The 23,705-nt window shown below is 62.0% G+C and carries 24 protein-coding genes, 1 tRNA gene and 1 pseudogene; 12 read left to right on the forward strand and 14 right to left on the reverse strand.

Annotation, left to right across the window (positions count from 1 at the left end; genetic code table 11):
* The first annotated feature begins 189 nt into the window (after positions 1–189).
* Together B7X90_RS17035 and B7X90_RS17040 are read left to right on the forward strand one after the other, a co-directional pair.
* Positions 190–1,266: a catalase family peroxidase gene (locus B7X90_RS17035; RefSeq protein WP_292626479.1), complete on the forward strand. Its 1,077-nt coding sequence runs from the start codon at positions 190–192 to the stop codon at positions 1,264–1,266.
* On the forward strand, positions 1,263–1,910 hold the full coding sequence (locus tag B7X90_RS17040; RefSeq protein WP_292626482.1) for a cytochrome b: 648 nt from the start codon (positions 1,263–1,265) through the stop codon (positions 1,908–1,910). The genes B7X90_RS17035 and B7X90_RS17040 overlap by 4 nt, the downstream gene beginning before the upstream one ends.
* A 220-nt stretch (positions 1,911–2,130) precedes the next feature.
* On the opposite strand, the gene B7X90_RS18400 is transcribed toward B7X90_RS17040, so the two are convergent.
* The 6 genes from B7X90_RS18400 to infA form a co-directional block, all read right to left on the reverse strand.
* Complete coding sequence (locus tag B7X90_RS18400) at positions 2,131–2,304, reverse strand: integrase arm-type DNA-binding domain-containing protein (RefSeq protein WP_366409834.1); 174 nt, start codon at positions 2,302–2,304, stop codon at positions 2,131–2,133.
* 165 nt (positions 2,305–2,469) lie between these two features.
* Positions 2,470–2,545 (reverse strand) — tRNA-Phe (locus B7X90_RS17045).
* Between the two features lie 109 nt (positions 2,546–2,654).
* Positions 2,655–2,819: a DNA gyrase inhibitor YacG gene (yacG, locus tag B7X90_RS17050; RefSeq protein ID WP_292626484.1), complete on the reverse strand. Its 165-nt coding sequence runs from the start codon at positions 2,817–2,819 to the stop codon at positions 2,655–2,657.
* Positions 2,820–2,843: 24 nt separating this feature from the next.
* Entirely contained in the window at positions 2,844–3,836 is a 993-nt protein-coding gene (locus B7X90_RS17055; protein ID WP_292626487.1) for a ribonuclease E/G, read from the reverse strand.
* Between the two features lie 3 nt (positions 3,837–3,839).
* Positions 3,840–4,448: a Maf family nucleotide pyrophosphatase gene (locus tag B7X90_RS17060; protein ID WP_292626489.1), complete on the reverse strand. Its 609-nt coding sequence runs from the start codon at positions 4,446–4,448 to the stop codon at positions 3,840–3,842.
* A complete protein-coding gene (gene infA, locus B7X90_RS17065) occupies positions 4,448–4,669 on the reverse strand; it encodes a translation initiation factor IF-1 (RefSeq protein WP_292626492.1) in 222 nt (73 codons plus the stop codon). The genes B7X90_RS17060 and infA overlap by 1 nt, the downstream gene beginning before the upstream one ends.
* A 260-nt stretch (positions 4,670–4,929) precedes the next feature.
* Here infA and B7X90_RS17070 point away from each other — a divergent pair, with 260 nt between their 5' ends.
* From B7X90_RS17070 to B7X90_RS17080, 3 genes are all read left to right on the forward strand, one after another.
* Entirely contained in the window at positions 4,930–7,494 is a 2,565-nt protein-coding gene (locus B7X90_RS17070; protein ID WP_292626533.1) for a TonB-dependent receptor plug domain-containing protein, read from the forward strand.
* Positions 7,495–7,628: 134 nt separating this feature from the next.
* On the forward strand, positions 7,629–7,898 hold the full coding sequence (locus tag B7X90_RS17075) for a CopG family ribbon-helix-helix protein (RefSeq protein ID WP_292626495.1): 270 nt from the start codon (positions 7,629–7,631) through the stop codon (positions 7,896–7,898).
* Positions 7,895–8,194, forward strand: coding sequence for a type II toxin-antitoxin system RelE/ParE family toxin (locus B7X90_RS17080; protein WP_292626498.1), 300 nt, complete (start codon positions 7,895–7,897; stop codon positions 8,192–8,194). The genes B7X90_RS17075 and B7X90_RS17080 overlap by 4 nt, the downstream gene beginning before the upstream one ends.
* A 42-nt stretch (positions 8,195–8,236) precedes the next feature.
* On the opposite strand, the gene B7X90_RS17085 is transcribed toward B7X90_RS17080, so the two are convergent.
* Positions 8,237–8,401: a hypothetical protein gene (locus B7X90_RS17085; RefSeq protein ID WP_292626501.1), complete on the reverse strand. Its 165-nt coding sequence runs from the start codon at positions 8,399–8,401 to the stop codon at positions 8,237–8,239.
* 250 nt (positions 8,402–8,651) lie between these two features.
* Between B7X90_RS17085 and uvrC the strand changes: the two genes are divergently transcribed.
* On the forward strand, positions 8,652–10,589 hold the full coding sequence (uvrC, locus tag B7X90_RS17090; protein WP_292626504.1) for an excinuclease ABC subunit UvrC: 1,938 nt from the start codon (positions 8,652–8,654) through the stop codon (positions 10,587–10,589).
* A 55-nt stretch (positions 10,590–10,644) separates the two neighbouring features.
* Here uvrC and B7X90_RS17095 read toward each other — a convergent pair whose 3' ends face one another.
* The 5 genes and pseudogenes from B7X90_RS17095 to thiL all read right to left on the reverse strand — a co-directional run.
* Entirely contained in the window at positions 10,645–11,544 is a 900-nt protein-coding gene (locus tag B7X90_RS17095) for an acyl-CoA thioesterase II (protein ID WP_292626507.1), read from the reverse strand.
* Positions 11,545–11,589: 45 nt separating this feature from the next.
* Complete coding sequence (locus B7X90_RS17100) at positions 11,590–12,465, reverse strand: transcriptional regulator (RefSeq protein WP_292626510.1); 876 nt, start codon at positions 12,463–12,465, stop codon at positions 11,590–11,592.
* Positions 12,462–13,631, reverse strand: a complete 1,170-nt coding sequence (locus tag B7X90_RS17105) for a GNAT family N-acetyltransferase (protein WP_292626512.1) — start codon at positions 13,629–13,631, stop codon at positions 12,462–12,464. The genes B7X90_RS17100 and B7X90_RS17105 overlap by 4 nt, the downstream gene beginning before the upstream one ends.
* 131 nt (positions 13,632–13,762) lie before the next feature.
* Positions 13,763–15,886, reverse strand: coding sequence for a sodium-translocating pyrophosphatase (locus B7X90_RS17110; protein ID WP_292626535.1), 2,124 nt, complete (start codon positions 15,884–15,886; stop codon positions 13,763–13,765).
* A gap of 15 nt (positions 15,887–15,901) precedes the next feature.
* Positions 15,902–16,771, reverse strand: a pseudogene (thiL, locus tag B7X90_RS17115) (thiamine-phosphate kinase); the annotation flags it as partial.
* A gap of 104 nt (positions 16,772–16,875) precedes the next feature.
* Between thiL and B7X90_RS17120 the strand changes: the two are divergent.
* The 6 genes from B7X90_RS17120 to B7X90_RS17145 all read left to right on the forward strand — a co-directional run bounded on the left by B7X90_RS17120 (position 16,876) and on the right by B7X90_RS17145 (position 22,182).
* A complete protein-coding gene (locus B7X90_RS17120; RefSeq protein WP_292626515.1) occupies positions 16,876–18,048 on the forward strand; it encodes an acetyl-CoA C-acetyltransferase in 1,173 nt (390 codons plus the stop codon).
* 31 nt (positions 18,049–18,079) lie between these two features.
* Entirely contained in the window at positions 18,080–18,865 is a 786-nt protein-coding gene (locus B7X90_RS17125; protein ID WP_292626518.1) for an SDR family NAD(P)-dependent oxidoreductase, read from the forward strand.
* Positions 18,866–18,997: 132 nt separating this feature from the next.
* The gene (locus tag B7X90_RS17130) at positions 18,998–19,870 is read left to right on the forward strand and encodes a crotonase/enoyl-CoA hydratase family protein (RefSeq protein WP_292626520.1); all 873 of its coding nucleotides are present in this window, start codon (positions 18,998–19,000) and stop codon (positions 19,868–19,870) included.
* Complete coding sequence (locus B7X90_RS17135) at positions 19,867–20,505, forward strand: TetR family transcriptional regulator (RefSeq protein ID WP_292626522.1); 639 nt, start codon at positions 19,867–19,869, stop codon at positions 20,503–20,505. Before B7X90_RS17130 ends, B7X90_RS17135 begins: the two co-directional genes overlap by 4 nt.
* 214 nt (positions 20,506–20,719) lie before the next feature.
* Entirely contained in the window at positions 20,720–21,178 is a 459-nt protein-coding gene (locus B7X90_RS17140) for a MarR family transcriptional regulator (RefSeq protein ID WP_292626524.1), read from the forward strand.
* Positions 21,175–22,182 carry a fumarylacetoacetate hydrolase family protein gene (locus tag B7X90_RS17145; protein ID WP_292626526.1) on the forward strand — a complete coding sequence of 336 codons (1,008 nt, stop codon included), beginning with the start codon at positions 21,175–21,177 and terminating at the stop codon, positions 22,180–22,182. The genes B7X90_RS17140 and B7X90_RS17145 overlap by 4 nt, the downstream gene beginning before the upstream one ends.
* A gap of 79 nt (positions 22,183–22,261) precedes the next feature.
* Here the strand turns inward: B7X90_RS17145 and B7X90_RS17150 are convergent, their stop codons facing one another.
* Together B7X90_RS17150 and B7X90_RS17155 are read right to left on the reverse strand one after the other, a co-directional pair.
* Positions 22,262–23,266, reverse strand: coding sequence for a type II secretion system F family protein (locus tag B7X90_RS17150; RefSeq protein WP_292626528.1), 1,005 nt, complete (start codon positions 23,264–23,266; stop codon positions 22,262–22,264).
* A 16-nt stretch (positions 23,267–23,282) separates the two neighbouring features.
* A partial coding sequence (locus B7X90_RS17155; protein WP_292626530.1) for a type II secretion system F family protein occupies positions 23,283–23,705 on the reverse strand: 423 nt, incomplete at its 5' end.

Consider the following 23,705-nt stretch of genomic DNA (forward strand, 5'->3'; position numbering starts at 1 on the left):
CTCGCAACAGCAAATGGTAGCCAGAATTCACCAACCGGCGCGGCCACCTATCGGCCATCAAAATTGACGCCGACCGGACACCGTAATCGTCGCGCTACAATTCCACGCGCCGAAAATTTTTCGAACGGCCGGAATAAAGCGGACTCACGCTTCGTCTGGCGCACATCATTCACTGGATCGGAACGTTCCATGTCAACACAGAGACGTGCGCCCATCGGGCAGCTCGCCTTGATCGGTGCAATCGTCCTGTTGCTCATCGCCGCTTTTGCCTGGGCGGCAGGCTGGATCGGCAAGCAACGGATCAACGGTGGCGACGTGATCGCTGCGCTCGATTTTAACGGCGGCAAGCACCCTGGTTATCGCCGCGCCCATGCCAAGGGGCTTTGCTTTTCAGGCACATTCGCCGCAAATGGTGCCGGTGAGGCGCTGTCCGTTGCGCAGGCGTTCTCACGCGGTCGCTACCCCGTTATCGGACGCTTTTCGATCGCGGGCGGCAACCCGCTTGCTAGCGATGGGCGCAACGTTTTTCACTCGATGGCGCTGCTTCTGAACACACCGGACGGTCAACAATGGCGCATGGCAATGGATCACACGCCAATATTCCCCGTCGCCGACGTCGCCTCGTTCATCGCGTTCCAGCGCGCAACGAAGGTTGATGCACGGACCGGCAAGCCTGACCCTGCGGTGATGCAGCCGTTCCTGGCCGCGCACCCGGAGGTCAAGGCGTTCCAGGACTATATGGCAAAGGCGGTGCTGCCTGACAGTTTTGCCAACGCGACCTATTACAGCATCAATGCGTTCCGCTTCACCGACCGCGCAGACACGGTGCGGCTGGTGCGCTGGCAGTTCGTGCCCGAAGCCCCGCTGACCGGACTGGACAAGGCCAGCCTCGATCAATTGCCGCGCGATTATCTGTTTCGCGAGATGATTGCGCGGACCGCCAAGGGTCCATCCAACTGGCATCTGCAACTCGTCGTCGCCAATCCGGGCGACGTGACCGACAAAGCAACGGTGGCATGGACCGGCCCACACCGAACGATCGACGCAGGCACACTGACCATCAACGCGGCTTCACCTGAAGAAGCCGATGCGTGCCGGGATCTGAATTTCGACCCAACCATATTGCCCGTCGGGGTTGGCCTATCCGATGATCCGCTACTTGCTGCGCGATCCAAGACTTATTCCACTTCCTTCTCTCGACGGGCCGCCGAAAGGGCGGGGCCGAGCGCGGCTGGTCGGTATCTGGGGGCGGAGAAAACACGATGACTCGCCATTCTCAAGACTTTCACCCGGCTCTGCGGGTGCTTCACGGGCTGATGGCGCTGGCCGTGTTGGCGATGCTGTTCATCGGTGTCGGCATGGTATCGACGGCCGGGCCGCTCTACCCCACACTGCTGGCGTTGCACCGACCGATCGGCATCATGATACTGGTACTGGTGCTGATCCGTTTGCCGCTTCGCCTTGCAACGGGGGCACCCGTTCTGCCCGACGATATCGCGCTGTGGCAAAAGCGAATTGCCGGGAGATCGCACATATTGCTCTATGCCGCGATGATAGGGATGCCGCTGATCGGTTGGGCGATGCTGTCCGCAGGTGGCTATCCGGTGGTTGTGACGAAAGGGTTTACGTTACCGCCGATCCTTCCGCACGACCTCGCGCTTTATGCTCTGCTGCGCGAGGCGCATACGGTGGTCGCGCTATTGTTCTTCGCGCTGATCCTCGGCCATCTGGCGGCAGCGCTGGTGCATGGCTTGGTGCGCCGCGACGGCGTGCTGCGCAGCATGACTATCGGATGCTCCGCTGCTCAGCCGATCGCGGAGGGTTCTGCCGAAACGGCCTCGTCTGAAGGTGCTTTCGGTCCGGCTATTGTGTCCGTAGACGAGCATTCCGGGATAGGGGGCGACGCGTGAAAAACTCTACTGACATAGCGGTCGCTCCAGCCTTTCATGTCCGCAGGCAATATTTTCCGTCGGTTTGTGAAGGCAGTCGCATACGCTTCAATCAGCGTACAACTGGCATCGCATTGTTCCGTCATTTTGCTATGGCGTATGGATGTCAGTGCTAGAAACTCTCGGAATACCGCTACCCATCGTGCAGGCACCGATGGCGCGCGCTGCCTTCAGTAAGACTTCAGGATAAGCGCCAAACGCCTGCTTTTTCCATGCCGCCGGAAGTGCGATACTTCATGCGCCAAAGCCGCCCACCGGCTGACGAGACCTGAAGGGAGAGGCCTTTCTTGTCGGTCACCCGATAATCTTTATCGCGGGGCTTCAGAGCGCGGATTGCAGAATCGCTAAGGGGCATCTTGGGGGCCTTTCAAATCAGGCTTTTTGACAAGGCCCCCACAAAGATCACCTAGATTGTCCGAATATCGGCGAACATCAACAAGCATCAGCGGTTAGGTCGATGCAATAAACGGCCGATTTCCGGGGCTTTTTCAAGCTTTGGCGGGGTTGGCGAACAGGCCAATGGTGCCCGGGGACGGATTCGAACCGCCGACACGCGGATTTTCAATCCGCTGCTCTACCAACTGAGCTACCCGGGCATCGTCGCTGCCGTGGTGCCTTGCGGGACCGGCTAACGATGGGAAGCGCGCCTATGGCGAAGCGGGGCGGGCTTGGCAATACCTCATGTGCGAAAATTTTGTGGGGCGGTCAGTCTTCCGGGTCCTGTTCGGCCGGGCGGCCGGGGAGGGCGTAGCCATCGTCCAGCCAGCGTAGCAGATCACGGTCGCGGCAACGGGAGGAACAGAACGGTTTGTGCTCTTCTACGCGCGGTTTGCGGCAGATCGGGCAGCGGCGAATGGTTGGCCCAGTCATGCAGGTACTTTCATGCAGGTACTTTCATGCAGGTACTGCCTGCGCAAAAGCGCCGTGGAGGGCAAGAGCAGCATCAGCCTTGCTACGGATGGTCCGCCCGGTCCGCCGCGCCAGATCGGCCTCCCACGCCGGTTCCAGCGCATCGAGCACGCGGGGGTGGGCGGTGAGTAGCAGCGCACCGGGTTCCTCCACCCGCTCTGCCTGCCGCAGCAGCACGCGCGCGGCGGCAGCGGCGGGGTGACGGGCGAACCGGGCGACCATCGAGGGCCGCTCCAGCCGGGCGACAAGCTGGACGAAACCGAAACCGTTCATGCCGGTGCGTTCGCCCGTCCAGTCGATCAGCGCGTCGGCCAGCGCCTTGTCCACGTGCTGGCGGTCTTTCTTGTCCGCCAATGTGGGGAAATCGATGCCGATGTTGCCGCCGATGTCCATGCGGTGCAGCGCATCGGCGATCGCGTCCACCGCCGCCAGTGCCAGCTTCAACGGAGGCAGCGCGCCGTCCACATCGATCAGCGTCATTGCGGGCGTGGGGCTTACGATGATTGCGCCACCGGGGAATGCGATCTCGCCGGTCTGCGCCTGCTCCACCAGTTCGTCCCAGCCGTTCGTGGCAAAAGCGCGGCTGGTGGCGGGCAGCACGCGCACGGTGGCGCCGGTGGCTTCGATCTCTTCGCGCAAATTGGGGGCAGGGCGTGCCGCTTCACCGGGCGCAGGCTTGACCACGGGCAGCTTGGTCCGGCCGCGTTCGGCAATGGCGGCGCGCGTCACGCGCACCATCATCCGCACGCCTTCGCTCGCTTCACGCGCAAGCTGGTCGATCAGCGCCTCTGCGCCATCATCGAAGCGGACCAGGCCGCGCCGTGACCCGGCATGGCGCTTCACCAGCTTTGCCTCGGCGACAAGGCCGGGGCGCAGACCCTCGCCCCATTCCACGCGTGCGGAAAGAATACTTCCCCCGGACGCCAGAATAGCACGCTCTTCAGCAATGCCTGCTTCGTAAAGCCATTCAGCGGACATGCTTCATTGAACCTTCAAACCTGCGGCTTTCAGCAAGCGGCGCGTTTCATAAAGAGGCAGGCCGACTACGCCCGAATGGCTGCCCGAAAGCCAGTCGCAAAACCCTTCGGCGCTGCCCTGAATGGCATAGCCACCAGCCTTGCCGTGCCATTCTCCACCCGCGATGTAATCGTCGATTTCTTCGGCTGAGAGCCGCTTGAACCGCACGATCGTCTCCGACAGTGCCTCACGCAGCTTGCCGTCCGGCGTCATCACGGCAACGGCAGAGAATACACGGTGACGGCGGCCCGAAAGCAGCGCGATGCAGGCCCGCGCGGTGGTCTCGTCCTCAGCCTTGGGCAGGATGCGCGCGCCTGCGCCAACCACGGTATCGCCTGCAAGGATCAGGCAGCCGGGCGCCAATGCCGCCGCCGCACGCGCCTTTTCAGCGGCCAGCCGCACCGCATGGGCGCGGGGCCGCTCAGCCTTGAGCGGGGATTCGTCGATGTCTGTGGCAACGACACGGTCAGGCACCACGCCCAACCGGCCCAGCAGTTCAAGCCTGCGCGGGCTGGCCGATGCCAGGACCAGTGCGGGAGAATTTGGAAAAGCGGGCGAACTGTCGCCCGCCATCAGAAGCCGCCGGGACCGCCGCGACCGGGCATGAAGCGGTAAGTAATGCGGCCTTTGGTAAGGTCATAAGGCGTCAGTTCGACCAGCACTTCATCGCCCACCAGCACGCGGATGCGGTTCTTGCGCATCTTGCCGGCGGTGTGGCCGAGGATTTCGTGGTCGTTTTCCAGACGGACGCGGAACATCGCGTTGGGCAGGAGTTCAACCACCTGTCCGCGCATTTCACATGCAAGGATTCCCGCAGCCCTTAGCCTTGGTTGCCGCAAAAGGGAAGGGGGCGCGAATTTAAGCAATCTTTGGTTCAGCTAGCCGCCCCCATGTCGCCAGATATGTTGCCCACTTATGTTGCGGCGCGACAAACTGATACGAAATGCGGATTGTTCTGACGCGCAGGGATGGCCACCAGAGGCATATCAGACGCCGGGCAGCTTATCGGCGCACAATGATCAAGGCCAGATTTTCAAGGATAGTAATTGTGAACATGAGAGCGGCAACATCGCTGGCAACACTGGCTTTTTGCCTCGTCGTATCCAATCCGGCCCGCGCGCAGGACGTAACCGCCGGGACCGATGCCGAGACCGAAGCCGAAGAGGAAATCACAGGCGAACCCGGCCAGATCCTCGTCATCGCCACCCGGATCAAGGGGCAAGTCGAAACCACCCAGCCGCCTGTCGCCGTGCTGGATGAAGAGGCTATCGCTTCCTACGGCGCAGGCTCTTTGCAGGAACTGCTCGCCTCGCTCGCTCCGCAGACCGGCTCTGGGCGTGGGCGCGGCGGCGGTATGCCGGTCGTCCTGCTCAACGGGATGCGCATTTCCGGCTTTCGCGAACTGCGCGGCATTCCGCCCGAGGCGATCCGTCGCGTCGAAGTGCTGCCCGAAGAAGTCGCGCTGCAATATGGCTATCGTCCCGATCAGCGCGTGGTCAATTTCATCCTCAAGGACAGTTTCAGCAGCTTTGGCAGCGAGACGGAATTCCGCTTCCCCATCGATGGCGGCTTTACCGAACTGGAGCAGGAATTCACGCTGACCAAGATTGCGGGCGGCAATCGTATCAACGTGACCGGCAAACTGGAAGACGCCAGCCCGCTGACCGAAGGCGAGCGCGGAATCATCCAGCCCGATCCGTCAGCACCGCTGGTGGCGGGTGATCCGCTCGCGGCCGACTACCGCACGCTGATTGCCGACAGCAAATCTGCCCAGCTCAACGCCACGTTGGCCCGCGCTTTGGGTGCAGGCGCAGGCCTCAGCATAAACGTGCTGGCGCAGCGTGATAATTCGCGGTCATTGAACGGCCTTAACGCGATCACGCTGACAGACAGCACCGGCAGCTTCTCCCGCACCACCCTCGATCCTGCGGCGATCACCACTCGGCGGCAGACCACCACGCTTCAGGCCGGTGCCGCGCTCAACAAGCCGCTGGGCAGCTGGAACCTCGCGCTTACCGCTGATGGTGGCCATGTCGAAACCAAAAGCACCATCGACAACCGCGCCGATCTGTCCGGCCTGCAAGACCTGATTGATGCAGGTTCACTCACCGCTTCGGGCAACCTGCCCAGCAGCGCGATCATCCCCGGCGTGGCCGACCGTGCCTTGTCAAAGACCGACTCGCTCACCAGCCTCGCCACCCTCAGCGGTCGCCCCCTGCGCCTGCCCGGCGGCGAAGTTGCGCTCACGCTCAAGGCCGGGTTCGATTATTCCGGCATCGAAAGCACTGATACGCGCAGCGCGGCTGGCACGATCAACCTGAAGCGCGGCGATGCGCAGGGCGGTTTCAGCCTCGATCTGCCGATCACCAGCCGCCGCGAAGGCTTCGGCGCAGGGGTGGGCGATCTGTCGCTCAACGCCAATGCCGAAGTGCATCACCTGTCGGATTTCGGCACGCTCTATAACTGGGGCGGAGGTCTCACCTACAGTCCCACCGAAAAACTTACACTACAGGCCAGCTACGTCGCGGCAGACAAGGCCCCCGGCCTTTCCGCGCTGGGCGGGCCAACCACGGTCACGCAGAACGTCTCGATTTTCGATTTCTCGCGCGGGGAAACCGTGCTTGCCACGGTCATTTCCGGCGGCAATCCCAACTTGTTGAAGGAAAGCCAGCGCGACTGGAAATTCGGCCTCAACTGGAGCCTGCCGTTCCTCAAGGACTCCAGCTTCATCGCCGAATACTTCCGCAACAGTTCCAGCAACACCACCAACGGCTTCCCGCTGCTCACCTCTGATGTTGAAGCCGCCTTTCCGGGCCGCGTGATCCGTGATGCCGATGGCCGGATCATCTCGGTCGATCAAAGCTCGGTCACCTTCGCCGAGGAAAAAGGCTCGCGCCTGCGCTATGGCCTCAACCTTTCCGGCAATTTCGGTAAGCCTGATCCCACAGTGGCGCAGCGTGGACCGATGGGCCGGATGATGGGCGCTGCCGGTAGCAGGCCGCCCGGTGCTCCGGCGGGCGGACCTCCGGGCGCTGGCGGACCACCTCCGGGTGCAGGCGCTGGCGGTCCTCGCGCTGGCGCAGGCGCGCCCCCTTCGGGCGGTGGCGCACCACGTGGCGGGCCTGGCGGTTTCGACGGACGCGGACGCTGGAATCTGTCGGTCTTCCACACCGTGCGCTTCCAGCAATCGGTGCAGATCGCAGCTGGCGGGCAAGTTCTCGATCTGCTTGATGGACAGGCGCTCGATGGCAGCGTGGCGCGCCATTCGATCGAGATGGAAGGCGGTGGCTTCTATCGCGGCTTTGGCCTGCGTATGAGCGGCAGCTACACCGGCGGTTCGCGCATCGACGCCAGCGGATTGCCCGGCGCCACCACCCTGCGCTTCGCCCCCATCGCCACGTTCGACATGCGCGTGTTCGCCGATCTTGGCCGCAAGGAAAAGCTGGTGGAAAAAATCCCCTTCCTCAAAGGCTCACGCGTCTCGTTCTCAGTCGACAACGTGTTCAACGCCCAACAGCGCGTCACCGACGATACCGGCGCTGTCCCCCTGCGCTACCAACCCGGCTACCTCGACCCGCGCGGCACAGTGTTTGAAGTGGAGTTCCGCAAGCAGTTTTGACCCCCGTAAATCCGCGGCGTTTTTCCGAAGGACAAATGGGGAGTGGGCAGCCCGCAGGGCTGACGGAGCGGCAATCACAAGACAAACGCAAATTCTTGTGTTACGATGTGTACACCTGAAGAATGGAGCGAATAATGGGTGCCAGCACAACAGTGACGATCCGGGTAACGCCCGATCTCAAGGAAAAGCTCGGTCGCCTCGCGCAGAACACCCGCCGCACCAAATCCTTCCTCGCCGCAGAAGCGGTTGAGGCCTATGTGAACCGCGAACTGCAGATCATCGAAGGCATACAGCGCGGCCTTGCGGATATGGCAGCGGGCAGGGTCACACCGCATGACGAGGTTATGGCAAAGGCAGATCGGATCATAGCTGAAGCGAGGCAGAAGCGGGCTGCCCCCCAGTGAGGCAAGTGGTCTGGTCTGACGGTGCTCGCGACGACTATTTCGAGATACTCCGCTACATTGCAGAAGATGATCCCGACGCTGCTGAAAGGGTTGTTCGTGCAATTGGGAAGACCGGCGCTGCTTTGGCCGACTTCGCCACCGGACATCCGAGCCGCGTTTCAGGAACTTACGAAAAATCTGTTCTCCGGCTCCCGTACATCATGGTTTATGCGCTGAGCGAAGGTGACACGTCGCTGACAATTCTTCGTGTGATCCATACTTCGCGCAACTGGCTGCCGGAAGAATGGCCGGATTGAACCACGAATGCGGATGGTCGTTACAGGACATACACCACACGCTCAAAGCGTCTTTGATCGCCCCTGAACCCACGCCCGTGCGCGTTCCATGTTGCGTTCGCGTTCGTTGGTTTCAAAGCTGTCGGCGATGTGGCGTAGCGATACGACTTGCGCCAGCGGCAGCTTTTCATCGAACCGCCGGTCACCGAGATGTCTTCCAGAAAGCATTGCTGCGTGCCTGAAAGCAGCACCAGTCTTGCTGGCAGATGCAGGCGCACGCGCGCATCTGCCCGGCGGCCGGACACTACAGCGGCGCTGCGCGTCCCGAAGGTTCGTGATGGTTGCCCGATCATTCACCAATTGTCGCGCAAGCAGCCTAAAACCCCCGAAACGGACCATGCGGGAAAACCCTGATAGAGCCGGGGAAACGCACCTTTGCGCCATTGCTTGCGCGGCGTGAGGGACTATCTGGACAAGCATGGCAAAAAAGCCCTCCGCACCCCCCGACCGCGAAACTGACCGCTTCCAGGAGGAGCGTGCCTCCACCACGGTGCGTGGATCGGAAAAGCCGGATATAGAACTGGGCGTTTCGGTCATCCGCGATACGGTCAATACACTCAAGCCCAAGCCCGGCGTCTATCGGATGCAGGATGCCAAGGGCGACGTGCTCTATGTGGGCAAAGCGCGCGCGCTGAAGAACCGCGTGGCCAACTATACGCAGGTTGATCGCCTGCCCAACCGATTGCGCCGCATGGTCAGCCAGACGCGCTCCATGACTATCGTCACCACCAATTCGGAAGCCGAGGCGCTGCTGCTGGAAGCGCAACTGATCAAGCGCTTCCGCCCGCCCTACAATGTGCTGTTGCGCGATGATAAATCGTTTCCGTTCATCCTCTTGCGCGGCGATCACGCTTTCCCACGCATTCAGAAACATCGCGGAGCACGCAAGGCGAAGGGCAATTACTACGGCCCCTTCGCCAGCGCGGGCAGCGTCAACACCACGATCAACGCGCTGCAGAAGCTGTTCCTGCTGCGCAGTTGCAATGACGGTTTCATGTCCCGGCGGGACCGGCCCTGCCTACTCTACCAGATCAAGCGCTGTTCCGCCCCGTGCGTGGATCGCATCACGCCTGAGGACTATGGCGAGCTTGTGCGGCAGGCCAAGGACTTCCTCGGCGGCAAATCGGGCGCGGTGCAGCGCGAGATCGAAGTGGAGATGCAGGCCGCCGCCGAGGCGCTGGACTTTGAACGCGCTGCCAGACTGCGCGACCGGTTGCGCGCCGCCACTTTCATTCAGGGCAGCCAGGCCATCAATGCCGAGGGCGTGGGCAATGCCGATGTCTTTGCCATGGCGGTGAAGGGCGGGCAGGTGGCGGTGCAGGCCTTCTTCATCCGTGGCGGCCAGAACTGGGGCCACCGCGCCTTCTTCCCCAGCCACACTGAAGGGCTTTCGGAAGCGGAAGTGATGACCGCGTTCCTCGCGCAGTTCTACGAAGAAGTGCCCCCGGCGCGGCTGATTCTGGTGGACCGCGAACTGCCCGAGGCGGACCTTCTGGCCGAGGCGCTTTATGAGGGTGCGGGCGGCAAGGTGGAAGTCTCCGTCCCGCAGCGTGGCGACCGGCGGCGGCTGATGGAGCAGGCGCAGCGCAATGCGCTGGAATCGCTCGACCGACGGCTGGCCGAAAGCGGCACCAAGGCGCGCACGATGCGCGACCTCGCTGAATTCCTTGAACTTTCCGAAGTGCCGCAGCGGATCGAGGTTTACGATAACAGCCACATTCAGGGCACCAATGCATTGGGCGCGATGATCGTTGCGGGGCCGGAAGGCTTTATCAAGGCGCAGTACCGCAAGTGGAACATCAAGACCGCGCAGACCAACGACGATTTCGGCATGATGCGCGAAGTGATGACGCGCCGCTTCGGCAAAGCGCAGGAAGACGATCCCGACCGCGAAAACGGGATGTGGCCCGATCTCGTGCTGATTGACGGTGGCAAAGGGCAGATGTCGGCGGTGAAGGAAGCTTTGGGCGAACTCGGCATCGAGGACGTGCCGCTCATCGCCATCGCCAAGGGGCCGCATCACGGGCGCGATGGGCGCGAGGTGTTTCATTTTCCCGATGGCCGCGAAAAGATGCTGCCGGTCAATTCGCCGCTGCTGTTCCATCTGCAGAACATGCGCGACGAGGTCCACCGCTTTGCCATCGGCGCGCACCGCGCCAAGCGCAGCCGGGCGATTACGGCCAGTCCGCTGGACGAGATTCCGGGCATTGGCCCTGCGCGCAAGAGGGCGCTGTTGCTGCACTTCGGCACGGCTGGAAAAGTGCGGGCGGCAAGCCTTGAAGACCTCCAGCGGTCGCCCGGAGTCAGCTCAGCGGTGGCGCAGACGGTCTATGATTTCTACCATCCCAACGGGTGAAACGGGCTCATTTCTGAAGTGCACCAAAATGCACCTAAAATGCACCTAAGCGCACCTAACCCGCCGTTTTGGCAGCCAAAGGGCGGATCAACCCTTCCTGCGCAACACTGGCCACCAGCCGCCCATCGCGGGTGTAGATCCGTCCGCGATTGAACCCGCGCGCGCGGCCTGCCCATGGGCTGTCGCAGGCGTAAAGCAACCATTCGTCCGCACGGAAATCATCGTGGAACCAGATGGCGTGATCGAGGCTGGCCGCCATCACATTGCCTTTGGTCCAACTGATATCGTGCGGAAGGGTGCAAGTGCCCAGAAGCGTCATATCGCTGGCAAAGGCCAGTACGGCGCGGTGTGTGCGCTGATCGTCAGGCAGTTGCGCGACCGAGCGAAACCAGGTGTGAGCTTTCGGCTCCTGCGGCCCATCGCCTGCCCAGTGGCGCTGCTCGACCGGGCGCAGTTCGATCGGGCGTGGCTGGAGGAACTGGGCACGCTGCTTTTCGGGCAGCTTTGCGGCGAAAATTTTCCGAAGTTCGCTTTCGCTTTGCAGGCCTTCGGGGCCGGGCACTTCGGGCATGGGATCGGCGTGGTGGCGGCCTTCCTCGCGCTTGTGGAACGAGGCGACCATGTTGAGGATCGGCTTGCCCAGTTGGCTGGCAACGATGCGGCGGTTGGAGAAAGAGCCGCCATCGAGATCGCGTTCGACCTTGAAATCGATTTCGTGATCCTCACTGCCGCCACGCAGAAAATAGGCGTGGAGCGAGTGGACCGGGCGATCATCGGGCACGGTGCGCTCAGCACTGGCGAGCGCCTGGCCGATCACCTGCCCGCCGAATACGCGGCCCACGCCACCGATCTTGCGGCGGCCTTCGAAGCGGTCCCCGCCGTGGTCTTTCACATCAAGCAGTTCGAGCAGGCGGCTAACCAGTTCGGGCGGAGTCGGGTCGTCATAGTCGGTCATGGCAAGTCCGATGGACCGCCTTCCCGTTTACGTCAACGGTATGCGTTATCCGCGAATGCGCCGCACAAGCCGCCAGGCAAAAGCCTTTGCGCGGTTGGTGGCGGGCCAGCGGCCAGGGGCGCGTGGCTTGAGGCCGAGGTTGCGCAACACGCTGTTGAATGCGCGGGCATCAGCTTCAGCAAAGCTCCATTGGGACCGCCAAGTGATCGACAGCGATACTGACGGGGCGGGGCCATTCTGCACGAAATGGGGAGACATTACAGGCACGTAGAGCGCTTCCGAAGGGGAGAGCGACCAGACCTTGCCATGCGGCCGCATATCATCGCGCCAGAACAAGTCGCGCGGGCCGCCAGTGTGGTAGCTTTCGTGGGTTTCATCGGGGGCAAAGCGGGTGTCGCCTCCGGGGAACATCGTCATCTGTTTTGACCCCATGATCTGGAGCAAGATATTGTGTTCGGGATCAAAGTGATAGGGCGTGACGCCATCGGGGCTGGTGACGAAAACGAAGCCCTGCGGTTTGAGCATCGCGCCGGTGCGTGCTTCTATGGTGGGGCGAATTTCTTCCAGCAGTTCCATCAGGAGATCGGCGTATGCCGGGCTTTGTTCGATGTTCTTGAGCGCGGCCCAGCTGCCGGTGCTGGCAATGTTGCGGATGGTTTCACCGATGCCCATGCCGTTGGCGGGGGCCTTTTCACCATTGAGGCCGAGTGGCAGGGCAGCGCGGTTATATTCCACCGATGGATCGGGCAGCGTTTCGGCCAAAGTCGCCAGTGCATCAAGCTGCATCAGGGGGTGCTGGCCGAGGCGGTGGACCAGTTTATGGGGCGTTTCGGGGTAGCAAGCGGCGAAATTGGCGCGTGAGGTCTCATCGAACGTGTCGAGCGGCAAACTGCCTGAGAAGGTCGAAGAATGCTGATTCATCTGCCTAATCCTGTCGGGTTGCGCCGCAGTTCGAGGGCGAGGAGGGTTTCGAAAGCAGTGCGGCGCAGCTTTCCGCCGAGTGCGACAGAAATGCGGCCAATCGGGCGACGTTCGGTCCACAGGCTATCGATCATCGGGTGATCGGGCGCGGCGCAGCTATCGCACCATTGAATGTCGGGGCGGGAGAGCAGCGCGAGATTTTCGCGCTGAAGCAGCACGCCGGGGGAGAAGCGCGAATAGGCTTCGTCGAACGCGGTCTTGAACGAGAAGCTGCCGGGGGCGGTGAGGAAATTGGCAAGCATCGCGATGGGCTGGCCATCAAGTTTGAGCGAGAGCCGTTCAAGCTTGCCAAGGGCGGCGGCGCTGGTGAGCGACTGGCGGAACAGTGCGGCGGTGCCGGGGGCGCTGGCCATTGCGCTGCCGCTTTCACCTTTCCAGCCGCGGCTTTCGAGCGTGAGAAAGGCTTCGGTCCATTCAGCGATGTCGGTTGTATCGTCTTGCCGTTGGAACGCGAGTTCGCCCTGTTCGCTCAGCCGCGTGTGCTGGCGACGCAGTTCCTTGCGCTTTTTGCCGGGCAGGGCACGTTCGAGATAGAGTTCGGGCGTAAGCGGGGAATGCAGCAGTGCGCGCTGTTCGCGCATGACCAGCGCGGCAGTGCGGTTTTCGCGATCTGCGACATCGAACAGGGCCTGCGTCAGGGGTTGTTCGAGCGGCATGGCGGGCATGTGGAGAAACAGCGCACGGGTGGCTGTGCGGTCTTCGTCAGCCCATTCAAAAAGAGCTTTCCAGAACAGCGCTTCGCACCCTGCGCGGACCAGTGGCGCGCCGAGGAATGCATTGGGATGGAGCCATGTGCCAAGGTGTGGGAGCGGCCAGCGGCCATAGCGTGAGGCCGTGGCAAGCGGCAGGAGGCCGACAAGTTCGTTGCCGATTTCGAGCGTGAGAATCCGGCCAGAGGCTTGCGTATCAAAGGCTTCGTAGGCGGGCAGGAGGTACCACGGTTCGAAAAACGGGTTGGGCGTGGTGGCTGCGGCGGCCAGTTCCTGCCAGCGTTTGCGATGGTCCGGCGATGCCCATTCGCGCCACGGATCAAGACGCGTGCGTACCGCCCCGTGGAGTGCGGGGGGCAACAGGCCGGGCAATGATGAGAAGGGCGGCGCGTTCAAAATCTGGTTCTCCGCCATCAGCCCTAGCGGGCAAGGCGCGAAAACTAGGTTAACGCGGATGCAAAAGAAAAACCCCGCCCGGATTGCGCCGGACGGGGTTTCCTCTCCCCAACTTCTGGGTAACGCGCCAGTTATCCGGCTGCGTTGCTCGCCAGTGCTGCAAGCAGCAGCAGTGCGACGATGTTGGTGATCTTGATCATCGGGTTGACGGCGGGACCGGCGGTATCCTTGTAGGGATCGCCCACGGTATCACCCGTGACGGCGGCCTTGTGGGCTTCGCTGCCCTTGCCGCCGTGGTGGCCATCTTCGATGTACTTCTTGGCATTGTCCCACGCGCCACCGCCCGATGTCATCGAGATGGCAACGAACAGGCCGCTGACGATCACGCCGAGCAGCAGGGCGCCAAGGGCGGCAAAGCCGTTGGCCTGGCCTGCTACGGCGGCGATCACGAAGTATACCACGATCGGTGCAAGCACCGGCAGCAGCGATGGGACGATCATTTCCTTGATCGCGGCCTTGGTCACCAGATCCACGGTGCGGGCGTAATCGGGCTTGGATGTGCCCGCCATAATGCCCGGATTTTCGCGGAACTGGTTGCGCACGTCGATCACCACGTCTCCAGCCGCGCGGCCCACGGCGGTCATGCCCATCGCACCGAACAGGTACGGCAGGAGCGCGCCGAGCAGCAGCCCGACGATGACGTATGGGTTTTCAAGGCTGAAGCTGACTGCGAGATTCGGGAAGAATTCGCGCAAGTCAGTGGTGTAGGCGGCGAACAGCACCAGTGCAGCAAGCCCTGCCGAACCGATGGCATAGCCCTTGGTCACGGCCTTGGTGGTGTTGCCCACGGCATCGAGCGCGTCGGTCTTTTCACGGACCGAATCGTCGAGCCCTGCCATTTCGGCAATGCCGCCTGCGTTGTCTGTCACCGGGCCATAGGCATCGAGCGCGACGACCATACCAGCCAGCGCCAGCATGGCAGTTGCCGCATAGGCAATGCCGATCAGGCCTGCGAGCTGGTAGGCACCGATGATGCCTGCGCAGATCACCAGCGTGGGCATGGCGGTGGATTCAAGGCTGATGGCCAAGCCTTGGATCACGTTGGTGCCGTGGCCGGTTTCCGACGATTTGGCGATGGAGCGGACCGGGCGATAGCTGGTGCTGGTGTAGTATTCGGTGATCCAGATGATCAGGCCGGTGATGATCAGGCCGATCAGCGAGCAGTAGAACAGTGTGCGGCCGGTGAAGGTGACCGTATCGGCAAGGATGGTGTAGCTCATCGCCGTTTCCATGCCGCCAAGGGCATAGTCGATGGCCCACCAGATCGCGCCGATCGAAAGCACCGATGTGACAAGGAAGCCCTTGTACATGGCGCCCATGATGTTGTTCGAGCTGCCGAGTTTGACGAAGTAAGTGCCGATGATCGAAGTGACGATGCACACGCCGCCGATCAGCAGCGGCAGCGCCATCATCGCAGCCAGGCCTTCGCCAAGGCCCTTGAGCAGCAGCGCGGTGAGCACCATCGTTGCGCCCACGGTAACGACGTAAGTCTCGAACAAGTCAGCCGCCATGCCGGCGCAATCGCCGACATTGTCGCCCACGTTATCGGCGATCACGGCGGGGTTGCGGGGATCGTCTTCGGGGATGCCAGCCTCAACCTTGCCGACGAGGTCAGCGCCGACGTCTGCCGCCTTGGTGAAGATACCGCCGCCCAGACGTGCGAAGATCGAGATGAGCGAGGCACCGAAGGCAAGCGCGACGAGGCCATCGACCACGGTGCGATCATCGCCGCCCACGGTGTATCCGGCGATGTCGGTCAGGTAGTGATAGAACACCGCGATGGCGAGCAGGGCGAGGCCTGCCACCAGCATCCCGGTGATCGCGCCTGCGCGGAAAGCCAGCGTGAGGCCTGCCTGAAGGCCGTTCTGTGCAGCGGCAGCGGTGCGGACGTTCGAGCGGACCGAGATGTTCATCCCGATGAAGCCCGCTACGCCCGAAAGCACCGCGCCGATCACAAAGCCGGTGGCCGAGATCGTGCCGAGCGTGGCGGCGATGATGACGGCGACGACCACGCCGACAACTGCAATGGTGGTGTACTGGCGCTTCAGGTAGGCTTGTGCGCCTTCCTGAATGGCGGCGGCGATTTCCTGCATTTTGGCGTTGCCCGCCGGTGCGCCCAGCACCTGACGGCTGGTCACGAAGCCATAAACAATGGCCAGCAACCCTAGCAGTATCGATAATACGACAAGGTTCACGTTGGCATCCCCCTTGTGCGTATAACCCAGCGCGCCATGCGGCACTGCACCATCGACGGTGATCGGGCTGCCAGAAGGTGGGAGGGCGGTGCCGATATGGTGGGCAGAGATGGGGGGATTTGTGCCGGGGGGGAGGGTGAACAGCAGTTCGTAATCATCGCCCCAGCGCATGGCTTCATCCTGGCGAGCGGGGGGAAGGCTGGCTGGGAAGGGGACGCTGGCGCTATCGATGGCGAAGGTGACGTTGCTGGCCTGCGCCATGCGGGAGGCGTCGATCAGCAAGCCGTCCGATACGTCCATCATCGCGGTGGCGATCGGGGCGAGAGCGCGGCCTTCCGCAAGGCGGGGCTGGGGGCGGCGGAAGGCGGTGCTGTCGGCGTTGGTCTGGTCTCGAAGCGCTTCGAAGCCGAGCATGGCGGCGCCGACCGGGCCGGTGAGCCAGAGCGTATCGCCAGCGGTTGCGCCGCGACGGTCGGGCACGGGGCGACAGGTGGCGCGGCCAAGGGCGGTGAGGCCGAGGGTGCGCGGGCCATTGGCGCTGACGGTATCGCCGCCGAGCAGGGGGACGTTGAAGGCGGTTAGGGCTTGTTCGAGGCCTGCGAGAAAGCGCGTGTCGTCATCGCCCAGCGTGAAGCCGAGCAGGACGCCGATAGGTTCTGCACCTTTGGCGGCGAGGTCTGACAGGTTGGTGGCGACGAGTTTCCATGCAACGTCGGCCATGTCCTGCCCGGCGAGCCAGTGGACGCCTTCGACCATCATGTCGTGGGTAAGGATCATGGTTTCGCCGCCGAAATCGAGAACTGCGCAATCGTCGGCCAGTCCGCGCGCGGCGGGATGCGTGGCCAGCGTGCGCATGGCGTCGATCAGGGCGGATTCCTTGCTCACGTGGACGTCTATGCGGTGGGGCGGCGATTGGCACAAGTGTGCTTGACCAGTGTGCGCTGGCTGCTTAATCGTTCGATTAAAGGTTCTGGAGAGGAGTCGGAATAATGGCTACAGTCTATATCGTCGATGCCGTGCGCACGGCAGGAGGACGTAGGGGCGGCAGGCTGGCGGGCGTGCATCCGGTGGATCTGGCGGCGCGGAGCCTTGATGCGATCATTGCGCGCGTGGGGCTTGATCCGACGGTGGTTGACGATGTGATCATGGGGTGTGTGACGCAGGCCGGGCAGCAGGCGATGCAGGTGGGGCGCAATGCGGTGCTCGCGTCGAAGCTGCTGCCGCAATCGACCCCGGCGGTGACGATTGACCGGCAGTGCGGTTCATCCCAGCAAGCCATCCAGTTTGCGGCGCAGGCGGTAATGTCGGGCACTCAGGATGTGGTGATCGCGGCAGGTGTGGAAAGCATGAGCCGGGTGCCGATGGGGACGAACGCCACTTTCCACATGAAGGAGGGCCTTGGGCACTACAAGTCGCCGGGGCTGGAGGAGAAGTATCCGGGGATCATGTTCTCGCAGTTCATGGGCGCGGAAATGATCGTGAAGAAGCATGGCTTCACGAAGGACGAGTTGGACCGCTTTGCGCTTTCCAGCCACCAGAAGGCGATTGCGGCGACCAATGGGCAGGCCTTTGCAAACGAGATCGTGCCTGTTGAGGTGGAGACGCCTGAAGGCCCGGCGATGCATACTGTGGACGAGGGCATCCGCTTTGACGCAACGCTGGAAAGCATTGCCAGCGTCAAGCTGCTGAATCCCGAAGGCTTTCTGACTGCGGCCAGCGCCAGCCAGATCTGCGATGGGTCGAGCGCGGTGCTGGTGGTGTCCGAGGCAGCGCTGAAGGCGCATGGGCTGACGCCGCTGGCGCGCATTCACAATCTGACGGTAACGGCGGGCGACCCGGTGATCATGCTGGAAGAGCCGCTGTTCGCAACCGACCGGGCCTTGCAGCGCGCGGGCATGAACATCGAGGATATTGATCTTTACGAGGTGAACGAGGCGTTCGCTTCGGTGCCGCTGGCGTGGCTGAAGCATACTGGAGCGGACCCGGAGCGGCTCAACGTGAACGGCGGGGCGATTGCGCTGGGGCATCCGTTGGGTGCATCGGGCACCAAGCTGATGGCAACGCTGGTTCATGCGCTGCGCGCACGCGGCGGCAAGTATGGTTTGCAGACGATGTGCGAAGGCGGCGGCGTGGCCAACGTGACGATCATCGAAGCGCTTTGAATTTCAGTATTCAAGAAGAAGGACTTATCTGATGAAGCTCGACAATACCGTAGCTGCCGTGGTGACTGGTGGCGCTTCCGGCCTTGGTGCTGCAACCGCCCGCGCGCTGGCTGCCAAGGGCGTGAAGGTTGCGATTTTTGACCTGCAGAAGGAAAAGGGCGAGGCCATCGCGGCCGAGATCGGCGGCGTGTTCTGCGAAGTGAACGTGACCAGCGACGAGAGCGTGGACGCAGGCTTTGCCAAGGCGCGTGAAGCGCACGGACAGGAACGTGTGCTGGTGAACTGCGCCGGTACCGGCAACGCGATCAAGACTGCAAGCCGTTCGAAGGAAACCGGCGAGATCAAGCACTTCCCGATGGATGCGTTCAACTGGATCATCCAGATCAATCTGGTCGGCACGTTCCGTTGCATCGCCAAGTCGGCGGCGGGCATGATGTCGCTCGATCCGTGTGACGAGTTTGGCGAACGTGGCGCGATTGTGAATACCGCTTCGGTCGCGGCCGAGGACGGGCAGATGGGACAGGCCGCCTATTCGGCATCGAAGGGCGGCGTTGTGGGTATGACCCTGCCGATCGCGCGCGATCTGATGGCTGAGGGCATTCGCGTGAACACCATCCTGCCGGGCATCTTCAACACCCCACTGCTGGCTGCCGCGCCCGATAACGTGAAGGCCGCGCTGGCCGCATCGGTGCCGTTCCCCAAGCGTCTGGGTATGCCTGACGAATATGCCCAGTTGGCGATGTGCATGATCGAGACGGGCTATTTCAACGGCGAGGACGTGCGCCTTGACGGCGCGATCCGCATGGCGCCGCGCTGAAGTGCTGGCTGTTGCGTCCCCGCGAAGGCGGGGGCCTCGGTGTCGCTACGGAGCACTGGCGTAAAACGACTGAGGCCCCCGCCTTCGCGGGGGCGCGGGTGGGTTTTGCGGGTCGGTTTTAGGAGAGTTTTGTTGGTCGATTACACGCAGATCCGGCTCGACATTGCCGATGGCATTGCCACGCTGACGTTGCACCGGCCGGAGAAGATGAACGCTTTTACCGGCACGATGATGGCCGAAATGATCGCTGCGTTCGACCAGACCGATGCGGACGACGATGTGCGCGCCGTGATCGTGACCGGTGCGGGTGATCGGGCGTTCTGTGCGGGGGCTGATCTGACGCCGCAGGACGGATCGGATATCTTTGCATCCGGCGCGGAGGTGGAAGACCAGTCTGACCCGCGTGTGCGCGATGCAGGCGGGTTGCTTACGCTGCGGATATTCCAGTCGAAAAAGCCGGTGATCGGCGCGATCAACGGTGCGGCAGTGGGCGTGGGCGTGACCATGCAATTGCCGATGGACATCCGCCTTGCGTCCACCAAGGCGCGGTTCGGGCTGGTGTTTGCGCGGCGCGGGATTGTGCCGGAGGCGGCATCGAGCTGGTTCCTGCCGCGTATCGTGGGAATGCAGAAGGCGCTGGAATGGTGCATGACCGGGCGCATATTCGATGCGCAAGAGGCGCTGCACGGCGGCCTTGTGCGTTCGTTGCACGAACCGGAAGACCTGATGCCCGCCGCCGTGGCGCTGGCGCGGGAAATTGCCGACAATACCAGCGCGGTATCGGTGGCAATGACGCGGGCCATGTTGTGGCACAATCCCGGTTATGCCCACCCGATGGAGGCTCACCGGGTAGACAGCCGGGCAATTTATATGCTTTCGCGCGGGGCCGATGCGGCTGAAGGCATAACCAGCTTCCTTGAAAAGCGCGCGCCCCGCTACCCTGGACGCGTTTCTTCGGATATGCCGTCAATATATCCATGGTGGAGCGAACCGGGTTGGGAATGAGTGTGGACGTGGAAAAGGGGGAAAGCCTGGAGACGCCAGGCGCACGCGACCTGCTGTTGCAGACCGCATCCAACATCATGCGCGAAGGCGATGTCGTCGACATTTCGCTGTCGGAATTGAGCCTGCGATCCGGGCTGAATTCAGCGCTGGTGAAATACTACTTCGGCAACAAGGCGGGGATGCTGAAAGCCCTGCTCGACCGCGATATGGAGAATATCGTCAATTCGGTCGACGCGCTGCTGGCCAAGGACGATATGAGTCCCGAAGACAAGCTGCGGCTGCACATTTCGAAGTGTATCGATACCTATTATGCCTACCCCTATCTCAATCGCCTGCTGATGCGGCTGGTGCGTGACAGCGACGAGGCCGAAGCCAAACGCATAGCGGACCTTTATCTGCTGCCGCTGCACAGGGCCTATAACCGCTTCATCGGCGATGGGGTGAAATCCGGCGTGTTCCGGCCGATCAACCCGGAACTGTTCTACTTCACGGTGACAGGTGCAGCGGACCGGTTTTTTTCGGCGCGGCTGGTGCTGAAGCATTGTTTCGATCAGGACACGCTGACCGAGGGACTGCGCGACAGTTATCGCGAGCATACCGTGGATTTCATCATGGCGGGCATTCTGGCGCACTGACCGAGGACGACATCGCCAGCCCCGCAATTAAGGCGCAACATGGGCGCAGCATGGAACGATGCTGCGCCCATTTTCCTTTGAAAGCTTTACACGTGAAGCATAAAGAAAATTTCGTCTGGTCCGTTCAATCGCAATGAATTAACGCAGCGCCTACCGCTTGGTATCACTTTATTTCGTCCTTGCAAACCAAGCTGGTTTCATGTGATACGAAATCATGCCCGGAACACAGACCCGCCTTACAGACTTCATGCCCTATCGCATGGCTATCACCTCAAACGCGGTGAGTGGCTTGATTGCAGGCGAATACCGCAGCGAATTCGGGCTGAAAATTCCCGAATGGCGGATCATGGCCGTGCTCGGCGATGCCGGGCCTTTGACGCAACGCGATCTTGTGCGTGCCACGTTGATGGACAAGGTGGCGGTCAATCGCGCGTGCAAGGTTCTGGAAGACAAGGGCTTTGTACAACGCAGCCCGAACGAGCAGGACGGGCGCTCACATCATCTGGAACTGACCAGCGCGGGTGCGGATCTGCACGCACAGATCTGGCCGCAGGCGGTGGAGATGTACCAGAAGATATTCTCGGCCATCACCACGCGTGAGCAAGACAAGCTGCGCAGCATTCTGGACAAGTTGCTGAAGGCTGCACGCGCGCTTGAAGGAGACGAGAAGTGAAACTGGCTTCGCTGCCGCAGGGGCGCGACGGGCGCCTGATTGTCGTTTCCGATGATCTGGCATGGTACGCAGATGCTGATCACATCGTGCCGACCATGCAGGCGCTGCTTGATGATTGGGACCACTATTTTCCGCTGATCGAGGCGCTGGGCATTGAACTGGCGCATGATGCGATCCCGCGCAAACGCTTCCACGAACGTGAAGCCTGTGCCCCGCTGCCGCGTGCCTACCAGTGGGCTGACGGCAGCGCTTACGTCAACCACGTGGAACTGGTGCGCAAGGCGCGCGGGGCGGAATTGCCCGATAGCTTCTGGAACGATCCGCTGATGTATCAGGGGGGAAGCGACGATCTGCGCGGTGCGCGCGAACCGATCCGTCTGGCCGACGAGGCTTGGGGCTGCGATTTCGAAGCCGAGATCGTGGTGGTGACCAGCGACGTGCCACAGGGCGTTTCCCCTGAGCAGGCACTGCGGCATATCCGATTGGTCGGTCTGGTGAACGATGTTTCGCTGCGTAACCTGATTCCCGGTGAACTGGCCAAGGGGTTTGGCTTTGTGCAGTCGAAGCCAGCCAGCCATTTCTCGCCAGTTTTCGTCACGCCAGATACGCTGGGCGATGCTTGGGCCAACGGCAAGCTTTCGCGCACCCTGATGGTTGACCTCAATGGCCAAGCATTCGGCCGGATCGAGGCGGGCGAGGAGTGCACGTTTGATTTCGGCGTGTTGATTGCACATCTGGCGAAGACCCGAGGCCTTGGTGCTGGTTCTCTGATCGGTTCGGGCACGGTATCGAACCGCGATCCTGATGGTTCGCCGGGCCGTCCGGTGTCGCAGGGCGGACGCGGCTATGCCTGCATCGCCGAACAGCGCATGGTGGAAACCATTGCCACGGGTGAGCCTGTCACCCCGTTCCTGAAGGCAGGGGACTCTGTGCGGATTGAGATGCGCGATGCCAAGGGGCGCAGCATTTTCGGCGCGATAGACCACGTGGTGGCAACGAACTGAGGCCTTCACTTCTGATACAAAAAACCCCGCAAGGTGCCAGCCTTGCGGGGTTTTTTGTGTGCGGTTTGCTGTGGCTGCGTCAGGGCTTCTTGTTGATCAGGCTGTCGCTGATCGAGCAGGAAGCCGGGCCAAGGATCACGATGAACAGCACAGGCAGAATGAACAGGATCAGTGGGATCGTCATGATCGCGGGCAGACGTGCGGCCTTTTCTTCGGCGCGCATCATGCGTTCATTGCGGAATTCGGCTGAGAGCACGCGCAGCGCCGAGGCGAGCGGGGTGCCATAACGTTCGGTCTGGATCATGGTGGTGACCACGCCCTTCACCGAATCGAGATCAACGCGATAGGCGAGGTTTTCGAAGGCATGGCGGCGTTCGGTCAGGAACGACAGTTCGATCGCGGTGAGCGCGAATTCATCGCCAAGTTCCGGGTAGGCGCGGCCCAGTTCGCGCGCTACGCGGTTGAACGCGGCATCGACAGTAAGGCCTGCTTCGGCGCAAATCACCAACAGGTCGAGCGCATCGGGCAAGCCTTTGCGGATCTCGTTGGTGCGCTTGGAAACCAGGTTCGTCACGAAGATGTCGGGCGATTTGTAGCCGAAGATCACACATGCGGCGAAACCCATGAACCGCTTGAACGGGGTCCAGTCGGGGAACATATCCGACATGTAGAACATCAAGCCACCGATGATACCGAGGACGATCGGGCCGATCATACGGCCAAGGATGATCGCGACGGCCCATTCCTTCTTGCGAATACCCGCCTGCGCGAGCCGCTGCTGAGCGACCGAGAGCTGACTGTCCTGCAGCACTTTCAGCGATTCGAGGAAGCCGCGAATCTGGTCGGTCGTCTGATTGCGGCGGACGATGCTGGTGCGCTTGCGTGCGCTGTTCGTGACGATGCCGGCTTTGAGCTGCTCGCGCCGCTCGTTCAGCGCCTTGACGCGCTTGGTCATCGGGTCGCGGACGGTGATTGCAGCGTAAATTGCCAGCAGCACAGCCGCAGCGGCAATGCCGATCAGGATCGAGCCGAGGAGGTAAACGTCGAAGCCGAGGAGAGTCGGTCCGGGCGGGTTCTGTATCATGGCCTGTCCCTCTCGATCAGATTTCGAAGCTGACCATCTTGGCCATGATGAATGCGCCGATGCCAAGCCAGGTAAGACCACCAAGCCCTGCAATGATCAGGCGTTCGTCGATGAAGAACTTGCCCAGATACTCGGGGTTGATGGTGTAGATCAGCGCGAAGACGATGAATGGCAGGGAGCCGACAATATAGGCCGAGGCCTTGGATTCGGAACTCATCGCCTTGATCTTGAGCTTCATCTGTGCGCGTTTGCGCAACACGTCTGAAAGGTTGGCCAGCGTTTCGGCAAGGTTGCCGCCGGTTTCGCGCTGGATGGCAAGCGTGATGCAGAAGAAGTTGAATTCAGCCGACATTCCCCAAGTGGCCTGCCGCTTGACTTCAAGATCGCCTGATTTTGCTCGCTGGGCAAGCGTTTTTCGCCCCGAGCGGTGTCTGTCGTC

The sequence above is a fragment of the Novosphingobium sp. 17-62-19 genome, from assembly GCF_002256775.1.
Classification (GTDB): Bacteria; Pseudomonadota; Alphaproteobacteria; order Sphingomonadales; family Sphingomonadaceae; genus Novosphingobium.